This window comes from Massilia hydrophila (assembly GCF_020208145.1).
GTDB lineage: Bacteria > Pseudomonadota > Gammaproteobacteria > Burkholderiales > Burkholderiaceae_D > Telluria > Telluria hydrophila.
This window is the reverse complement of record NZ_JAHYBX010000001.1, coordinates 1297514-1315430: the sequence shown is the minus strand read 5'-3', so window position 1 is coordinate 1315430 and position 17917 is coordinate 1297514. Positions and strand designations below refer to the sequence as shown.

The following is a 17917-nucleotide window of genomic DNA, read 5'->3' as shown; positions in this document are numbered from 1 at the left end:
GCGCCGGCGGACGCGGGGCCTTGCCAGGGACAACGCCGCGGCGCCATGGCTTGGCCATCGTTCCGACGGCGGAGCTGAATCGTGTCGAATGTCCCTATTTCTTGATCTGCATCAATTTCTTTGCGTCAACTTCCGAATAGCATGGCGCCTTTCATCCGTTCACTCCCCGCGCCAACGGCGAATCCAGCGGCGTGCGTCGCGCCATTGGAACCGCCCGCCCGTGCGAACACCCTGCATGCCTCTCGATACGTTCTTGCGCCACGACTGCGCTCTTCTTGCCGCACACCCTGCCCCCGATAGCGCGCTCACACAGGAAAGCAACGCCACATCCATTCTGGATGAACTCAGGCAGGTCGTGTTCCAGACCGACCGCGCGGGCCGCTGGACTTTCCTGAACCGTGCCTGGGAAGCACTCACCAGCTGTAGCGTGGCCACGGCGCTCGGTGATTCCTGTCTCGCCTATGTCCACCCCGACGACCGGGCAACAGAGCAGGACCAGCTGGACCAGCTCCTGCTCGGGCAGCGCGACTGCTGCCGCCATGAAGTCCGTTATCTGCGCGCCGACGGACAGGTGCGCTGGGTCGACGTGTTTGCGCGCGCCCGGCGTGACGTCCATGGCGTCGTCACGGGGACGGTCGGGACCCTGTTCGATGTCACCGAGCGCAAACGCGCGTGCGAGCAGGGTCGGCTCGCGGCGGGCGTGTTCGCCAGCGCGGGCGAAGGCATCGTGGTGACCTCGGCCGATGGCCGTATCGTCGACGTCAACCAGGCCTTCGAAGCGATCACCGGCTACGCGCGCGCCGAGGTGCTCGGCAAGAATCCAAGCCTGCTCAGTTCGGGCCGGCAGGGCAAGGAGTTCTATGCCGACATGTGGCGACGGATCGCGCAGGCTGGCAGCTGGAGCGGCGAAGTCTGGAACCGCCGCAAGTCCGGTGAGCTCTACGTCGAGCGTCTCACCATCACCGCCATCCGCGACGAGGACGGACAGCTGTCGCACCATGTCGGGGTGTTCGCCGACATCACGCGCCAGAAGCGGCAGGCCGAGCATCTCGAGCACATCGCGCACTACGATCCGCTCACCGGCCTGGCCAACCGCCGGCTGCTGGCCGACCGCCTGCAGCAGGCCATGGGGCGGGCGCGCAGAAACGGCGCCGGCGCCGGCGTCGGCGTCGCCTCGCTCGACCTGGACGACTTCAAGAGGATCAACGAACTCCACGGCCACGAATGCGGCGACGAGCTGCTGGTCACCCTGGCGCGCCGGATCCAGGAGGTGGTGCGCGACCGCGATACCGTCTGCCGCCTCGGCGGCGACGAGTTCGTCGCCGTGTTCGACGGCGTCGATTCGCTGGCGGCATGCCAGCCCATGGTGGCGCGCCTCCTGCGCGCGATCGCCGAGCCGGTGAACCTCGGCGGCGCGCCCGTGTGCGTGAGCGCCAGCGCCGGCCTGGCCTTCTATCCGCAAAGCGAGGATGTCGATGCCGACCAGTTGATCCGGCAGGCGGACCAGGCCATGTTCGACGCCAAGATGGGAGGCAAGAACCGCTTCTTCACCTTCGATACCCAGGGCTACCGCGTGATGATCGAACGCGCCGAGGAAATCGACGCGCTCGAGCGCGCCATCGCCGGCCAGGAATTCACCCTGCACTACCAGCCGATCGTGCACCTGAAGACCGGCCAGCTCAATTCGGTGGAAGCGCTGGTGCGCTGGAACCACCCGACGCGCGGCTGCCTGGCCCCGGGCAGCTTCCTGCCGACCCTCGAGGGCCATCCGCTCATGCTGGTCCTGGAGAACTGGATCCTGGCCGAAGCCTTCCGCCAGCACGAGCGCTGGCTCGACGACGGCCTGGACATCGCGATCAGCGTCAACATGAGCGGCGCCCAGCTGCGCCGCAAGGATCTGGTCCAGCACGTGCGCGGGCTGCTCGCCGCCCATCCGCGGGTGAGCCCGCGCCGCATCAAGCTCGAAGTGCTGGAGAGCAGCGCGCTGGACGACATGGGGCATGTGTCCAACCTGATCCGGCAATGCGCCGAGATCGGGATCGGTTTTGCCCTGGACGACTTCGGCACGGGTTACTCGTCGCTGCGCTACCTGAAGCAGCTGCCGGCCCGGCGCATCAAGATCGACCAGGGCTTCGTGCGCGACATGCTGCAGGATCCCGACGACCTGGCCATTCTCGAAGGCGTGCTCGGCATGGCCGCGGCCTTCAAGCGCGAAGTGGTGGCCGAGGGCGTCGAAACGGAAGAACACGCCGTCATGCTGGTCCAGCTCGGATGCATGCTGGCGCAGGGCTACGGCATTGCACGCCCGATGCCCGCGCCGGCGGTGGCGCCGTGGCTGGCCAGCTGGCGCCTGCCGCCCTCGGTGGCGAGCTGCGTCCCGCTCGACCGCGACGACACGCTGCTGCTGAAAGCATTGGTCGAGCAGCGCGCCTGGCATGCCGGGCTGACGGCTGCCGGCGATGAGCAGCGGTGCTGCCGGGCCGGGATCCCGAACGGCATCCAGACCTTCAACGAATGGCTGGACCTGAACAGCGCCAAACCCGAGCGCTGCCGGCAGGCGCTCTCCAGCGCCCTGGCCTGTCGCGACGCCTTCCTGGCGCAGCTGGGCGCATGCGCGGGCGCGGCCGGTGACGGACCCGGGGGCGCGTCCACCGGCGCACTAGCGGCGACACGGCCTTGCCAGGCAGCCAGCCAGGCCTTTGCCGCCGCCCTGAAGGAGCTGCTCGATGCATGGAAGCGCTGAGGCGGGCAGCACGCCGGGCGCATCCGACGCGCCCGCAGGCGGCAGCGGCCTGCTCGGCTCGCAGCTGGCCACCAGGCGCCGCAACATCCGGGCCGGTGCGTTCGGCATCCTGGCCGTCGCGGTCCTGGCCTTGCTGGTCACCTACGGCTGGAACAGCTGGCAGTTGCGCCGCCTGCAGCTGTCGGGCGCCGAAATCTCGACGGTCAATCTCACGCATGCCCTGGCCGACCAGGCCAGTTCCGCATTCAAGATGGTCGATACCGTCCTGGTCGGCATGGTGAACCGGGTCGAGCAGGATGGGTTGGCGGCGTCGGACAAGGACGCCCTGTATGCGCTGATGATGGATCACCTGGCCGAACTGCCCGCCATGCAGGGCTTGTTCATTTACGATCGCGCAGGCAAATGGATCGTCAACTCGGCCGGCCGTTCCTATAACGGACGCAACAACGCCGACCGCGCCTACTTCCAGCACCACCGTGACTTCCCCGACCGCGGCGTGCACATCGGCGCCCCCATCATCGGCCGTACCAGCGGGGCCTGGGTCATTCCGGTCTCGCGCCGGCTGCAGGATGCGGATGGGCGCTTCTCTGGCGTCGTGCTGGCAACCATCAAGGTCGATTTCTTCCGCCGGATCTACGAAAAGATCGCGCTGCGACCCGGCGGAAAGCTCATCCTGGCGCTGAAGGACGGTACCCAGCTGCTGGCGATTCCCTTCAGCCGAAGCGACATCGGCGCCAGGCTGGGCGCCACGCCCCTGTTTTCCGAACTGGCCGCCAGCCTGCCGGAAGGCGGGCTGGTCGAGACCTCGTCACGCCGCCAGGACCTGATCCATGCGGTGGGCCAGGCCGGCGACTACCCGGTCCTGCTAGCCGTTGCGCGGTCGAAGGATCATGTGCTGGCCCCATGGCGCGAGTCGGTGCTGGCGGCTGGCACGGCACTGTTCGCGCTGGCGGCCTGCCTGGGCGCCATGGGAGTCTACCTGGTACGCCAGATGCACGAGCGCGACGGGCTGGAGCAGGAGCTGATCACGGCCAAGACGACGCTCGAAAGCCTGAATGCGTCCTTGCTGACGCAGTCGCAAAACGATCCTCTCACCGGCCTGTTCAACCGGCGCTATGTCGAGGCCGCGCTCGAGCGCGAGATCGCTCAGGCGCGGCGCGATGGCGGCATGCTCGCCGCCTTGATGATCGACGTCGACCATTTCAAGAAATACAACGACAGTTACGGCCACCTGGCCGGTGACGCCACCTTGATCGAGGTGGCGCGGACCGTCCAGCGCGGCGCCTGCCGGCCGCGCGATGTAGCCGGCCGCTTCGGCGGCGAAGAGTTCGTAGTCCTCCTGCCCGCCACTGACCTGGCGGGCGCCGCCGTGGTCGCCGAGACGATCCGCGCCGACCTGCAGCGCCGCGGCCTGGCCCACCGCGCCGCGCCTGGCGGGCTGCTTTCACTCAGTATCGGCGTCGCCTGCATCGCGCCGGCGCAATGCCCGGATGCCGCGAACACCCTCCTCGACCGGGCCGACGGCGCCCTGTATGCGGCCAAGGCGAATGGACGGAACCGCGTCGATTGCGACGATCGGCGCGGCGCGGACAGCGCCGGGAAGGCCATCGGCGCACGCCTCCGATCCTGGTAATTTTGATCTGGGTCAATGACGCTCGATATGGAAGGCCCGTATGGTTTGGCCATCGAGACCGGGCCCGCGCCGCGGCCTCCCTACCAGATATTCCGGCAACCATGATCGTCAAGCAGCACGCCCGCAAGACCTCCCGCGCCCGCCTCTGGGCTGGCGCCATCCTGTTGTCCGTGATCCACGCATGCGCGGCTGGCGCCGTGCAGCCACCGGCGCCAGTGCCCGATACGCGCGCCGGCGCGGACGCCGCCATCGATGCACGCCAGCTCAGCGCGCGCCTGTATGCGACCGGTCCTGCGCTGCTCTGGCTGGCAGACGGACCGCAACGGGCGCGCCTTGCCTTGCGCCTGCTGGGCAAGGCCGATGAGCATGGCCTCGACCCGGCTCCCTACGGCCTGGAGGGGCTGGCGCACCGGCTCGACACGACCCGGGACCCTGTCGCCCTGGCCGCGCTCGACCGCGACATCAGCACCGCCATGCTGCGCTACCTGGGCGAGCTGCACTACGGACGTGCGCCTTCGCGCTACCGTCCCGGCGGCCTCGCCGTCGGCGCCTTCGATCCCGTCGCGCAGCTGCGCCAGGCGCTGGCCGAGGGCAACCTGGACGGGGCGGTCGAATCGGCCGCCCCCGCCATCGCCCTGTACGGGCGCACCAGGGAGATGCTGGCCCACTACCGCGCGCTGTCCGCGGCTGCGCCGGACTGGGCGGCCCTGCCGCCGCCCGGCACCGCGCTCCGGCCCGGCGAGGCCTACGCAGGGGCCGGCCTGCTGTGCGCGCGCCTGCGCCTGCTGGGCGACCTGGATGGGGCAACCGGCGCGCCCTGCACGGACGCTGACGGCGCCGCCCTGGCCGGCGCGGTGCGCCGCTTCCAGGCGCGCCATGGCTTGGCGCAGGACGGCGTACCGGGGCCGGCCACCCTGGCCGCGCTGGCGGTGCCGCCGGCACGGCGCGCGGCGCAGCTGGCGCTGACCCTGGAACGCCTGCGCTGGCTGCCGCCGCTGCCGCGTGGCAGGGTCATCGCCGTCAACGTGCCTACCTATCGCCTGTGGGCCTTCGATCCGGACGCCGCGCCCGGCGCACCGGTACTGGAAATGCCGGTGATCGTCGGTACCGCCGCGCGCACTCCGACCCCGCTGTTCATCGGCAAGATGCGCTACCTCGAATTCAACCCCTACTGGAACGTGCCGCCCAGCATCCAGGCTGGCGAGATCGTTCCGAAGCTGGCCGGGAACCCGGCCTACCTGCGCCAGAACGACATGGAGCTGGTCGGGGCCGACGGCAAGGTACGGGAACTGGCGCTGCCGGACGCGCTCGCGGGCCTGCGCAGCGGCGCGGTCCGGGTGCGGCAGCGGCCGGGCCCGCGCAACGTGCTGGGCGAAGTCAAGTTCGCGATGCCTAATCCGATGAACATCTACCTGCACTCGACGTCGTCGAAGGAGCTGTTCGCGCGCAGCCGCCGCGACCTGAGCCACGGATGCATCCGGGTCGCGCATCCGGCCGCGCTGGCGCAGTTCGTGCTGGCCGACGCGCGCCGCTGGGACGAAGCCGCCGTGGCCCAGGCGATGCAGCCCGGCCCGATGCGCACGGTGACGCTGCCGCGGCCGGTACCGGTGGTGCTGTTCTATGCCACGGCGCTGGTCGACCGCCACGGCCTGGCCCTGTTCGCGCAGGACATCTACCGCCAGGATCCTGCGCTGCTGGAGGCGCTCGGCCTGCGCTAGGCGCCTCCGGTTCAGGCGGCGCCAGCGTCGCCGAAGCAGATCCCCAGCTCGCGCGCGGCGCGCACCGTCTCGCCATCGACCGGCACCCGCCTGCTGTGCCCCGCCACCTGCTCCAGCGGCACCGTGCCGATGTCCGGCGCACCCAGCGCCACCATCACGCCCGACTCCCCCGCGGCCAGTGCGCGCACGGCGGCCGCGCCGAAGCGCGCCGCCACCACGCGGTCGAAGGCGGACGGACTGCCGCCGCGCAGCAGGTGGCCCAGCACGACGCTGCGGCAGTCCTTGCCGCTGGCACGGGCCAGCGCCACTTCCAGGCGCGCGCCAATGCCGCCCAGGCGCTCGGCATGCCCGGCCGCGGCGTCCGCCAGCAGCACGCGTTGCGCGCCGCTGGGCTGCGCGCCCTCGGCCACCACGACGATGGTGTGGCCATGCCCGGCGGCCTCGCGCGCGGCGATGGCGCCGGCCACGGCAGCGATGTCGAAAGGAATCTCCGGCAGCAGGATCACATGGGCGCCGCCGGCCATGCCGGCATGCAGCGCGATCCAGCCGGCGTAGCGTCCCATGACCTCGACCACCATCACGCGATGCTGGCTGTCGGCGGTGGTGTGCAGGCGGTCGATGCACTCGGTGGCAAAGCCGACCGCGGTATCGAAGCCGAAGGTCTGGATGGTGCCGTCCAGGTCGTTGTCGATGGTCTTGGGCACGCCCACCACCGGCAGTCCCTTGCGGTGCAGGCAGGCCGCGATCTCCATCGAACTGTCGCCGCCCACCATCACCAGGGCCGTGAGGCCACGCTGCCGGAACAGGGCAAGCAGCTCGTCGCTGCGGTCCTGTTCGCACACGCCACCACCTTCGGCCGCAACCGGATAGCGCAGCGGGTTGCCGCGGTTGGTGCTGCCAAGCATGGTGCCGCCAAGATGGCCGATGCCATGTACCGCCTCCGGCAGTAGCCGCAGCACCGGCTCGCCGATGCAGGTGTGCGGCGCCAGCAGCCCGTTGAAGCCGTCGCGGATGCCGTAGCATTCCCAGCCCAGCCGCGCCGAGGCGAGCACGACGGCGCGGATCACGGCGTTCAGGCCAGGGGCGTCGCCGCCACCGGTGACGATGGCGATGCGGGGCTTGCTATCCATCCGATGGCTCCGTTAAAAACGTGCGTGCGGGGTTCATTGTGCGGTATATCCGCCATCCGCGGCCAGCGCGGCCCCGGTAATGAAGCTGGCCGCGTCCGACAGCAGGAAGGCGACCGCGTGCGCGATCTCTTCGGGGCGGCCGATGCGCCCCAGCGGATGCAGGCCGGCCAGGGCGGCGCGCTGTCCGGCCTCGAGCGCGCCCAGGATCGGCGTTTCGACGTAGCCCGGGTGCAGGGAGTTGATCCGGATGCCCTGGGCGGCATAGGCCAGCGCCGCCGACCGGGTCAGGCCGGTCACGCCATGCTTGGCCGCTACGTAGGCCGGCGCCATCGGGTTGCCCACCAGGCCGAGGATCGAGGACATGTTGACGATCGCGCCGCCCCCGGCGGCGAGGATGGCCGGAATCTGGACCCGCAGCGCGTGGGCCACGCCGCCGAGGTTGATGTCGATGACGCGCTGCCAGTCCTCTGCCGGCAGGTCGCCGGCCGGCAGCAGGCGTCCGCCAATGCCGGCGTTGTTGACCGCATACGACAGGCCGCCGAAAGCCTGCTCGGCGGCGCGCACGGCGGCGGCGGCAGCGGCCGGATCGGCCACGTCGCCAACATGGGCGAGCGCGCGCCCGCCCTCGGCCTCGATCGCCGCCACCAGGCGTGCCAGCGGTTCGGCCTGCAGGTCGGACACCAGTACCGGCAATCCGTTGGCCGCGAGCAGCCTGGCGCTCGCCTCGCCGATGCCCGATGCGGCGCCACTGACCAGTACCGCCTTGCCCTTGAATGCATATTTCATGTCACCTCCGTGTCTGAACGTTCGTGTGTAGCGGTCCGGGAAGGCAGGCAGCGCCCACGGTGCCTGGCTTCACAGGGCAACCGTCTGCAGGTGCTCGGGCACCAGGCAGTCCCATCCCAGCTCATGCTTGATCCTGGCGCGCAGGGCTTCCGAGGCGGCCGGCTCGCCGTGGGTGATGAAGGTGCGGCGCGGCGCCCGGCCCAGCGCCGACATCCAGCCCATCAGTTCGTTGCTGTCCGCGTGCGCCGACAGGTTGTCGACATGGGCCACCTGTGCGCGCACCCTCACCTGCTGGCCATGGATGCGGATCTCGTCGGCGCCGTCGATCAGCGCCGCGCCGCGCGTGCCGCCGGCCTGGAAGCCGGCGAACAGGATGGTGTTGCGGGGGTCTCCGGCGAAGGCTTTCAGGTGGTGCAGCACCCGTCCGCCGGTCGCCATGCCGCTGGCCGAGATGATCACCTTCGGCGCATTCCTGGCGTCGAGCTGCTTCGATTCCTCGACAGTGTTGATGATGGTGGCGGCTTGGCACATGGCCTGGCAGGCCGCCGGGTCGAGGCGATGGTCGGCCCGGTGCTTGCCGTAGATGGCCGTGGCGTCGCGCGCCATCGGGCTGTCGAGGAACACCGGCAGGTAGGCCGGGATGGCGCCGCTGGCCTTCATCTGGTACATCGCGTACATCAGCCCCTGGGCGCGCCCCACCGCGAACGCGGGAATGACCACGACGCCCCCGCGCGCGGCCGTGTCGCGGATCACGCTCGCCATCGCCAGCAGCGGATCGGCTGTATCGTGCACCCGGTTGCCATAGGTGGATTCGACCACCAGGTAGTCGGTCGGCGCCAGCGGCGCCGGCGCCACCATGACCGGATCGTTGGCGCGTCCGAGGTCGCCCGAAAAGGTGATGCGGCGGTGACCGTCGTCGAGCGCGACGATGGCCGCGCCCAGGATATGGCCGGCGCGGCTGAATACCGCGCCCAGTCCCGGCGCCACCTCGACGCGCCGGTCGAAGCCGACGGTCACGAACTGGCGCAGCGCCACGCGCGCGTCCTCCTCGGTGTACAGCGGCATGGCCAGCCGGTGCTCGCTGTAGCCGTGGCGGTTGGCGGCGGCAGCGTCTTCCTCCTGCAGGTGTCCGCTATCCGGCAACAGGATCTTGCATAGGTCGTAGGTCGCCTCGCTGCACAGGATCTTTCCCCTGAAGCCGGACTTGACCAGCAGCGGCAGGTAGCCGCTGTGGTCGAGGTGGGCATGGGTCAGCACGACCGCATCGAGGCCGGCGGGATCGAAGGGCAGGCCGGCCCAGTTGCGCAGGCGGAGCTGCTTGTAGCCCTGGAACAGCCCGCAGTCGACCAGGATCCTGGCGTGTTCCGTGGTGAGCAGGTATTTCGATCCCGTCACCGTCCCTGTACCGCCAAGAAACTGTATCCGCATGCTTGCACCTTTTCGTGATGCGCAGGATCAAAACCAGCGCGCGTGAACGAGTGTAAGCGGGCATGCGCTTGCAAATCTTTGACTTACATCAATTCTCTCAGGGCAGAATGAAGCGGGCACAAAAAAAGCCCGCCGTCTCGCGACGGCGGGCTTTCGTGTCAGGGCCTGGCCCCGGAACGCTGCTAGCGCGCTGCCAGTTTCTGCCAGGTCTCGATCACCGAGTCGGGGTTGAGCGACATCGACTCGATGCCCTCGTCCACCAACCACTCGGCGAAGTCGGGATTGTCGGACGGCCCCTGGCCGCAGATGCCGATGTACTTGCCCTGGGCGCGGCAAGCCTTGATGGCAAGGCTCAGCATGGCTTTCACGGCCGGGTCGCGCTCGTCGAAGTCCTTGGCCAGCAGCTCCATGCCGGAGTCGCGGTCCAGGCCCAGGGTCAGCTGGGTCAGGTCGTTCGAGCCGATCGAGAAGCCGTCGAAGTACTGCAGGAACTGCTCGGCCAGGATCGCGTTGGAGGGCACTTCGCACATCATGATGACGCGCAGGCCATTTTCACCGCGCTTCAGGCCGTACTTGGCCAGCAGCTCGATGACCTTTTCCGCCTGGCCCAGGGTGCGCACGAAGGGGATCATCAGCTCGACGTTGGTCAGGCCCATGTCTTCGCGCACGCGCTTCATGGCCATGCATTCCATCTCGAAGCTCTCGGCGAAGTCCTCGGCCAGGTAGCGCGCGGCACCGCGGAAGCCCAGCATCGGGTTCTCTTCGTCCGGCTCGTAGCGCGAGCCGCCGATCAGCTTCTTGTACTCGTTCGACTTGAAGTCGGACAGGCGCACGATTACCGGCTTGGGCCAGAAGGCCGCGGCGATGGTGGCCACGCCCTCGGCCAGCTTGTCCACGTAGAAGGCGCGCGGCGAGGCATGCCCGCGTGCCACCGATTCCACCGCCTTCTTCAGGTCGTTGTCGATGTTCGGGTACTCGAGGATGGCCTTCGGGTGCACGCCGATGTTGTTGTTGATGATGAACTCGAGGCGCGCCAGCCCGACGCCGCCGTTCGGCACCGACTGGAAGTCGAAGGCTAGCTGCGGGTTGCCGACATTGAGCATGATCTTGGTCGGGATCGGCGGCAGTTCGCCGCGCGCCACTTCGGTGACTTCGGTTTCCAGCAGGCCGTCATAGATCTTGCCCTCGTCGCCCTCGGCGCAGGAAACCGTGACGAAGGTGCCGTCCTTCAGGGTATCGGTCGCGTCGCCGCAGCCAACCACGGCCGGCACACCCAGCTCGCGCGCGATGATCGCCGCGTGGCAGGTACGCCCGCCGCGGTTGGTGACAATCGCCGAGGCGCGCTTCATGACCGGTTCCCAGTTCGGGTCGGTCATGTCGGCCACCAGCACGTCGCCCGGCTGCACGCGTTCCATCTCGCTCGGATCGTGGATCACGCGCACCGGACCGGCGCCGATCTTCTGGCCGATGGCGCGGCCCGAGGTCAATACGGTGCCGGTGCCCTTCAGGCTGAAGCGTTGCTGGGCGTCGGTGGCCTTCTGCTGCGACTTCACGGTTTCCGGACGCGCCTGCAGGATGTAGAGCTTGCCGTCGCGGCCGTCCTTGCCCCACTCGATGTCCATCGGGCGGCCATAGTGATTCTCGATGATGACGGCGTACTTGGCCAGCTCGACCACTTCGGCGTCGCTCAGCGAATAGCGGTTGCGCATCTCGATCGGCACGTCGACGGTGCGCACCGAGCGGCCGGCCTTGGCCTCGTTGGTGAACTCCATCTTGATCAGCTTGGAGCCGATGTTGCGGCGGATGACCGGCAGCTTGCCCTGTGCCAGCATCGGCTTGTGGACGTAGAACTCGTCCGGGTTGACGGCGCCCTGCACCACCGTCTCGCCCAGGCCGTAGCTCGAGGTGACGAAGACCACGTCCTTGAAGCCCGATTCGGTATCGATGGTAAACATCACGCCGGCCGCGCCGGTGTCGGAACGCACCATGCGCTGCACGCCGGCCGACAGCGCCACTTCGGCGTGGGTAAAGCCTTTGTGTACGCGGTAGGAGATCGCGCGGTCGTTGTAGAGCGAGGCGAAGACGTGCTTCATGGCTTCCAGCACGTTGTCGATGCCGACCACGTTCAGGAAGGTTTCCTGCTGGCCCGCGAACGAGGCGTCGGGCAGGTCTTCGGCGGTGGCCGAGGAACGCACGGCGAACGAGACTTCGGTATCGGAGTCGGCCACCAGGCGCTCGTAGAAGGCGCGGATTTCCTGCTCCAGGCGCGGCTGGAACGGCGTATCGACGATCCACTGGCGGATCTCGGCGCCGGCCGCGGCCAGCGAGCGCACGTCGTCCACGTCCAGGCCCTCGAGGCGGGTGGCGATGCGCTGGGCCAGCGAATTTGCTCCCCCTTGGCCGCCGTCGGCGCTGTATTCGAGGAAGTCGCGGAAGGCGTCGGCCGTGGTGGCAAAGCCGCCCGGCACCCGCACGCCGGCGCCGGCCAGCTGCGAGATCATCTCGCCCAGCGACGCGTTCTTGCCGCCGACCGACTCGACGTCGGTCATGCGCAGGTTCTCGAACGAGGCGACGTAGACGCGTGACGCTTGTTGCTCTGGCTCCTTCAATGCTGCTACAGACAGGTTAGTCATGGTAAAACACCCTTACTTGATGATAGAAACCTTTACAGCTCACCATGCAGAACCGGACGGGGTCTTCTTGTTATTCTGGCCGTCGTGCCGCACAATGCAGATCCGTTGCCCAGCATTCTACCCCGTGAGCCCGCAAGACCGCTGCAACTTTGTCACGCGAGCCCAGCATTGGATACCATGACCGCAGAAACGACCGTTCCGACCACCCCTCCCTTGCGCACCGTCTTCTTCGTCTCGGACGGCACCGGCATCACGGCGGAGACCTTCGGGCACGCGGTGCTGAGCCAGTTCGAGATGCGCTTTCGCCAGATCCGCCTGCCCTTCATCGACTCGATCGAGAAGGCGCACGAAGCGGCGCGCCGCATCAACGACAGCTTCGAGCGCGACGGCCAGCGGCCGATCGTGTTCTCGACGCTGGTCAAGCACGACCTGTCCAGCATCATCCGGGCCGCGCGCGGCATGCACATGGACCTGTTCCAGACCTTCGTCGCGCCGCTCGAGCTGGAACTGGGCGTGAAGTCCACCCATACGATCGGGCGCATCCACAATGCGGTCGACACCGAGGAGTACAAGAACCGCATCGAGGCGATCAACTTCTCGCTGGCCCACGACGACGGGCAATCGCACAAGAACCTGGCCGAGGCGGATGTGATCCTGGTCGGCGTGTCGCGCTCGGGCAAGACCCCGACCAGCCTGTACCTGGCCATGCAGTACGGGCTGAAGGCGGCCAACTATCCCTTGATCCCGGACGACTTCGAGCGCGGCCGTCTGCCCTCCTCGCTGCCGCCCTTCAAGGCCAAGCTGTTCGGCCTGACCATCACGCCCGAGCGCCTGTCGCAGATCCGGAACGAACGCCGCGCCGGCAGCAAGTACGCCTCGATCGAAAATTGCCGCTATGAAGTGAACGAAGCGGAAGCAATGATGCGGCGCGAAGGGATCCGCTGGCTGTCCTCGACCACCAAGTCGATCGAAGAAATCGCCACCACCATCCTCCAGGAAATCAAGCCTGACCGTCGGGAATATTAATGGGGTCAGAGTCGAATTATCGGGAAACTTATCAAGATTTCCGATTAATTCGACTCCGACCCCAATTATCCGACGCAGCGAAGAAAGGAAACCCGGCGGGGTCAGAGTCCAATTTCAAGGCAACTTCCGAAAGTTGTCAAACAATCCGACTCTGACCCCAACTAGAAGAAATGCCGCCAGTCTTCGAGCCAGCCGGGGAAGGCGGCCGCCTCCATCGGGTTGGCGATGTGATAGCCCTGGGCGTAGGTGCAGCCGAGGTTTTGCAGGAAGTCCCAGTCCTGGCGCGTCTCCACCCCGACCGCGACCGACATGCGGTCCAGGCTGTGCGCCAGGCCGAGGCAGGAGCGCAGCACCGTGCCCAGCGGACGGCGCTTGGAGGCGCCATCGACGAAGCTGCGGTCGATCTTCAGTTCGCTGAACGGAATGCGCGCCAGCAGCTGCAGGTTCGAGCGCCCGGTGCCGTAGTCGTCGATCGCCAGGCCGAAGCCCATCATCCGCAAGCGCACCAGGCGCTCGATGAAGGCCGGGTCGCTGTTGAGCACCGAGGATTCCGGCATCTCGAAGGTCAGGTATTCGGGCAGGATGCGGTGGCGCCCGATGCAGGCCGTGATCTGGCGGATGAAGGCCGGATGCGCCAGCGTCTCGGGCGCGAGGTTGATCGAGATCGGCACCGGGATGCCCTGGTCCTGGAACCAGCGGCAGCGTTCGGCCGACATCTCGATCATGCTCCAGTCGAGGAAATCGACCCGGTTGTTCTGCTCCAGCGCGTCGATAAAGGAGGCCGGGCCCAGCACCCCGTGTTCCGGATGGCGCCAGCGCGCGAAGGCTTCCAGGCCCTTCACCTGGCCGGTGGCCAGTTCGATCTTGGGCTGGAAGAAGGGTTCGAACTGGCGCTTCTGCAGGCCGATGCCGATTTCCTGGAAGGTCGAACGCGGCCCGGCCGGACGCTCCGGACTGCGCGCCAGCGGCGTGTAGTTGTCCAGCAGCGGCTTGATCTTCGCCGCCGTCACCGGCTTGCCGATCGTGCCCAGCAGGTCGATGCCGTAGGCCTGGGCCAGCGTCTCCACCGAGAACAGCAGCCCGGCCGGCTGGGCGCCGGTGACGATCAGGCGCACGTCGATGCGCTGGGTGCCGAGGTGGCGCATCAGTTCCAGGCCATCCATTCCCGGCAGGGCCAGGTCGACGATCGCGACATCGATGCGCGGCGCGAAGCCGCCTTCGAGGCGCTGCAGCGCCAGGTGCCCGTCCGGGACGTCGGTGACGCGGCTCGCGCCCATCTGGCCGAGCAGCTCCACCAGCGACCGGCGCTGGGCCGTGTCGGCTTCCGCCACCAGGAAGTGCAAATGCGCGATGTCCATCTCTACTCCATTTCAGCATCTCGACGCGAGCTCGCGCCAGCTTAACCCGAAGGCCGAGTGCGCGTCTATGCCTGCAGCTGCCGCAGCTGCTCGAAGAAGCACACGGCGGCGCAGGCGGCCACGTTGAGCGACTCCACCTTGCCCGCATGCGGCACCGCGACGCGGTGCGTGGCCAGCGCCAGCAGCTCCTGCGACACGCCCTGCCCTTCATGTCCGAGCACCCAGGCCACGGGGCGCCGCAGGTCGAGCGCGTACAGCCGTTCGGCGGCATAGCCGCTGGTGGCGAGAACCGGAATGCCCGCTGAGCGCACCAGCGGCGCCAGCTCGATGTTCTCGAAGATGTCGAGCACGAAATGGGCGCCCATTGCCGCGCGCAGCACCTTGGGTGACCAGCAGAAGGCCGTGCCCGGGCTGCAGTACACCTGGCGGATGCCGCTCGCCGCGGCGCTGCGCAGGATCGAGCCGACGTTGCCCGGGTCCTGCACGCCGTCGAGCAGCACGCTCGATTCGACCAGGCCCGGCGCCTTGTCGGGCACCGGCGAGGCCACCAGGAACACCACATGCACGCCATGCTCCACCTGGCTGATGGCGCCGAACAGCGCGTCGGGCAGCACGCTGGCCGGGGCGCCCGCCGCTTCGGCGCCGGCCGCGATCGCCGCCACTTCCGGATTGGCGAGCGCCGCTTCCGACACCACGCAGTGGACGGGCGCGCCGCGCAGCTCGAGCCAGCTCTGGCACAGGTGCACGCCGTCAAGCAGGCTCAGACCGCTCTTCCTGCGCGCCTGCGAACTGGTGGCGAGCGCCTTGAGTTCTTTATAGAACGCGTTGTCGCGCGAAGTGATCGATTTCATGCGGCGGCCTTCATGCGGCAAACAGGTCGGCCTGCAGCAGCTCACGCACCGGCCCGAACGAGCGGCGGTGCACCGGCGACGGTCCATGCAGGCGCAGGCGCTCCAGGTGCAGCGCCGTCCCATAGCCCTTGTGCTGGTCGAAGCAGTACTGCGGGTACGCGGCATGCAGGCGCACCAGCGCGGCGTCGCGCGCGGTCTTGGCCAGGATCGAGGCCGCCGAGATCGCGTGCACCTTGTCGTCGCCCTCGACCACCGCGTGGGCCTTGATCTCCATCGGCGGGCAGCGGTTGCCGTCGATCAGGGCGATGGTCGGCAGCGTGGACAGCGCCTCCACCGCGCGCCGCATGGCCAGCATGGTCGCATGCAGGATGTTCAGCGAGTCGATTTCTTCGCAGGAGCACTCGGCGATGGCCCAGGCCAGCGCGCATTCCCTGATCTGCGGCGCCAGCGCGTCGCGCCGCGCCTCGCTCAGCTTCTTGGAGTCGCGCAGGCCCTCGATCGGGCGCTTCGGATCGAGAATCACGGCGGCGGCGAATACCGGCCCGGCCAGCGGGCCGCGGCCGGCTTCGTCCACGCCGCACACGATGTCGGCGTCGGTGAAGGGGCGCAGCCGCGGCGGCAGGCCCGGATAGAAATTCACCTTCGGTTTTCTGGCAGTCTTGCTCATTTGCGTTTTCCAATCACGCGCAGCACGGCGTCCGCGCTCGCCTCGGCGCTATTGCGCAGCAGGCTGTGGTGCATGTCGAGGAAGCGGCGCGCCAGCGCTTCCTTCCCGGCCGGGTCGTCCAGCTGGCGCCAGACGGCATCGGCCAGCGCCTGCGGCGTGGCGGCATGCTGAAGATACTCCGGCACGAGGAATTCGCGCGCCAGGATGTTCGGCAGCCCGATCCAGGGCTGGTAGCCCATGTGGCGCATGATTTCCCACGACGCGCGCATGACCTTGTAGGCGATCACCATCGGCTTCTTGAACAGCGCCACCTCGAGCGTTGCGGTGCCGGAGGCCACCAGCACCGCGTCGGCGGCCGCGATCGCTGCGTGCGATCCGCCGTCTACCAGGCGCACCGGCACCTCGCCCAGGCCGGCCTTGTGCACGATCTCGGTGTAGTAGGCGCGCTGGCGCTCGCCCGCCATCGGCGCGATGAAGGTCAGGCCGGGATCGCGCTGCGCCAGCAGGCGCGCGGCCGCGACAAACGGCTCAGCCAGGTATTTCAGCTCGCCCATGCGGCTGCCCGGCATCAGGGTGACCACGCGCGCGCCGGGGGCGATGCCGAGCGCCGCGCGCGCCGCCGCCACGTCCGGCGCCAGCGGGATCATTTCGGCCAGCGGGTGCCCGATATAGGTCACCGGCACCCCGGCCGCACGGTAGATCGCTTCTTCGAAAGGAAAGATCACCAGCATGTGCGACACGGCACGCTTGATCTTCTTGATACGCCCGCCGCGCCAGGCCCAGATCTGCGGGCTCACGAAATGCACGGTGGGAATGCCGCCGGCGCGCAGCTGCTCTTCCAGGCCCAGGTTGAAGCCCGGGTAGTCGGCGCCGATGAAGGCCGCCGGACGCTCCGCGAGCAAGCGGTCGCGCAGGCGGTTCTGGATGCCCTTGATCTCGCGGTAGCGGGGAATGATCTCGAACAGGCCGCGCACGGTAAGCGTCTCGATCGGAACGTCGGATTGCATGCCCTGCTCGATCATGCGCGGGCCGCCGATGCCATGGAAGCGCACGTCCGGCAGGTGCGGACGCAGTCCGGCCATCAGGCGCGCGGCCAGCATGTCGCCGGACACCTCGCCTGCCACCATCGCAAGTGACATGCCGCGGGCCGTGAACTCAGCGGACGATGCCACGGCTTGCCAGGCCCAGGAACTCGCGCATGGCGCGGATGTCTTGCGCCGCGCCCGCGTGCTGGCTTTCCTGCTCCAGCAGCGCGGCCTTGGCTTCCTCGAGCGTCAGGCCGGAGCGGTACAGCAGCTTGTAGGCGGCGCGGATGCCGTCGATGCGCTCGCGCGTGAAGCCGCGCCGCTTCAAGCCTTCGATATTGATGCCGCGCTGGCCGGCCGGGTTGCCTGAGACCAGCACGAAGGGCGGCACGTCCTGGGTCAGGCTGGTGTACATGCCGATGAAGGCATGGGCGCCGATCTTGCAGAACTGGTGCACGCCGGCATAGCCGGACAGGATCGCGTGGTCGCCCACATGCACATGGCCGGCAAGCTGCGCGTTGTTCGAGAAGATCGTATGGCTGCCCACCTGGCAGTCGTGCGCCAGGTGCACATAGGCCGAGATCCAGTTATCGTCGCCCAGGCGGGTCACGCCTTCGTCCTGGGCCGTGCCCAGGTTCATGGTGACGAACTCGCGGATCGTGTTGCCGTCGCCGATCTCCAGGCGGGTCGGCTCGCCCTGCCATTTCTTGTCCTGGGGCGCGGCGCCGATCGAGCAGAACTGGAAGAACTTGTTATCCCTGCCGACCGTCGTGTGGCCCTCGATGACCACGTGCGGGCCGACCACGGTGCCGGCGCCGATGCGCACATCGGGGCCGATGATCGAATACGGGCCGACCTCGACCGAGCTGTCCAGCTCCGCCTTCGGGTCGACGATCGCGCTCGGGTGAATCCTGTTCAT

13 protein-coding genes are annotated in these 17917 nt (G+C 68.3%); 4 read left to right on the top strand and 9 right to left on the bottom strand.

Annotation, left to right across the window (positions count from 1 at the left end; all coding sequences use genetic code 11):
* Window positions 1–88: 88 nt before the first annotated feature.
* The 3 genes from LE190_RS06005 to LE190_RS05995 all read left to right on the top strand — a co-directional run bounded on the left by LE190_RS06005 (window position 89) and on the right by LE190_RS05995 (window position 6094).
* On the top strand, window positions 89–2743 hold the full coding sequence (locus LE190_RS06005) for a putative bifunctional diguanylate cyclase/phosphodiesterase (protein WP_307734679.1): 2655 nt from the start codon (window positions 89–91) through the stop codon (window positions 2741–2743).
* A complete protein-coding gene (locus LE190_RS06000) occupies window positions 2727–4376 on the top strand; it encodes a GGDEF domain-containing protein (RefSeq protein ID WP_225237820.1) in 1650 nt (549 codons plus the stop codon). The genes LE190_RS06005 and LE190_RS06000 overlap by 17 nt, the downstream gene beginning before the upstream one ends.
* 101 nt (window positions 4377–4477) lie before the next feature.
* The gene (locus LE190_RS05995) at window positions 4478–6094 is read left to right on the top strand and encodes a L,D-transpeptidase family protein (protein ID WP_225237819.1); all 1617 of its coding nucleotides are present in this window, start codon (window positions 4478–4480) and stop codon (window positions 6092–6094) included.
* Between the two features lie 11 nt (window positions 6095–6105).
* Here the strand turns inward: LE190_RS05995 and LE190_RS05990 are convergent, their stop codons facing one another.
* The 4 genes from LE190_RS05990 to ppsA form a co-directional block, all read right to left on the bottom strand.
* Complete coding sequence (locus LE190_RS05990; RefSeq protein WP_225237818.1) at window positions 6106–7224, bottom strand: 6-phosphofructokinase; 1119 nt, start codon at window positions 7222–7224, stop codon at window positions 6106–6108.
* 33 nt (window positions 7225–7257) lie between these two features.
* On the bottom strand, window positions 7258–8010 hold the full coding sequence (locus tag LE190_RS05985; RefSeq protein ID WP_225237817.1) for an SDR family NAD(P)-dependent oxidoreductase: 753 nt from the start codon (window positions 8008–8010) through the stop codon (window positions 7258–7260).
* Between the two features lie 69 nt (window positions 8011–8079).
* Window positions 8080–9438 carry an MBL fold metallo-hydrolase RNA specificity domain-containing protein gene (locus LE190_RS05980; RefSeq protein WP_225237816.1) on the bottom strand — a complete coding sequence of 453 codons (1359 nt, stop codon included), beginning with the start codon at window positions 9436–9438 and terminating at the stop codon, window positions 8080–8082.
* A 182-nt stretch (window positions 9439–9620) separates the two neighbouring features.
* Window positions 9621–12071 (bottom strand): phosphoenolpyruvate synthase, encoded by a 2451-nt coding sequence (gene ppsA, locus LE190_RS05975; protein WP_225237815.1) that lies wholly within the window; start codon window positions 12069–12071, stop codon window positions 9621–9623.
* A gap of 177 nt (window positions 12072–12248) precedes the next feature.
* Here ppsA and ppsR point away from each other — a divergent pair, with 177 nt between their 5' ends.
* Window positions 12249–13097, top strand: a complete 849-nt coding sequence (gene ppsR, locus LE190_RS05970; RefSeq protein WP_225237814.1) for a posphoenolpyruvate synthetase regulatory kinase/phosphorylase PpsR — start codon at window positions 12249–12251, stop codon at window positions 13095–13097.
* A gap of 161 nt (window positions 13098–13258) precedes the next feature.
* Here ppsR and LE190_RS05965 read toward each other — a convergent pair whose 3' ends face one another.
* The 5 genes from LE190_RS05965 to lpxA all read right to left on the bottom strand — a co-directional run bounded on the left by LE190_RS05965 (window position 13259) and on the right by lpxA (window position 17917).
* Window positions 13259–14455 carry an EAL domain-containing response regulator gene (locus LE190_RS05965; RefSeq protein WP_225237813.1) on the bottom strand — a complete coding sequence of 399 codons (1197 nt, stop codon included), beginning with the start codon at window positions 14453–14455 and terminating at the stop codon, window positions 13259–13261.
* 65 nt (window positions 14456–14520) lie between these two features.
* Window positions 14521–15306, bottom strand: coding sequence for a TrmH family RNA methyltransferase (locus tag LE190_RS05960; RefSeq protein ID WP_225237812.1), 786 nt, complete (start codon window positions 15304–15306; stop codon window positions 14521–14523).
* 10 nt (window positions 15307–15316) lie between these two features.
* On the bottom strand, window positions 15317–15973 hold the full coding sequence (gene rnhB / locus LE190_RS05955) for a ribonuclease HII (protein ID WP_225237811.1): 657 nt from the start codon (window positions 15971–15973) through the stop codon (window positions 15317–15319).
* Window positions 15970–17112, bottom strand: a complete 1143-nt coding sequence (gene lpxB, locus LE190_RS05950; RefSeq protein ID WP_225237810.1) for a lipid-A-disaccharide synthase — start codon at window positions 17110–17112, stop codon at window positions 15970–15972. Before lpxB ends, rnhB begins: the two co-directional genes overlap by 4 nt.
* Before the next feature lie 16 nt (window positions 17113–17128).
* The gene (lpxA, locus tag LE190_RS05945; protein ID WP_225237809.1) at window positions 17129–17917 is read right to left on the bottom strand and encodes an acyl-ACP--UDP-N-acetylglucosamine O-acyltransferase; all 789 of its coding nucleotides are present in this window, start codon (window positions 17915–17917) and stop codon (window positions 17129–17131) included.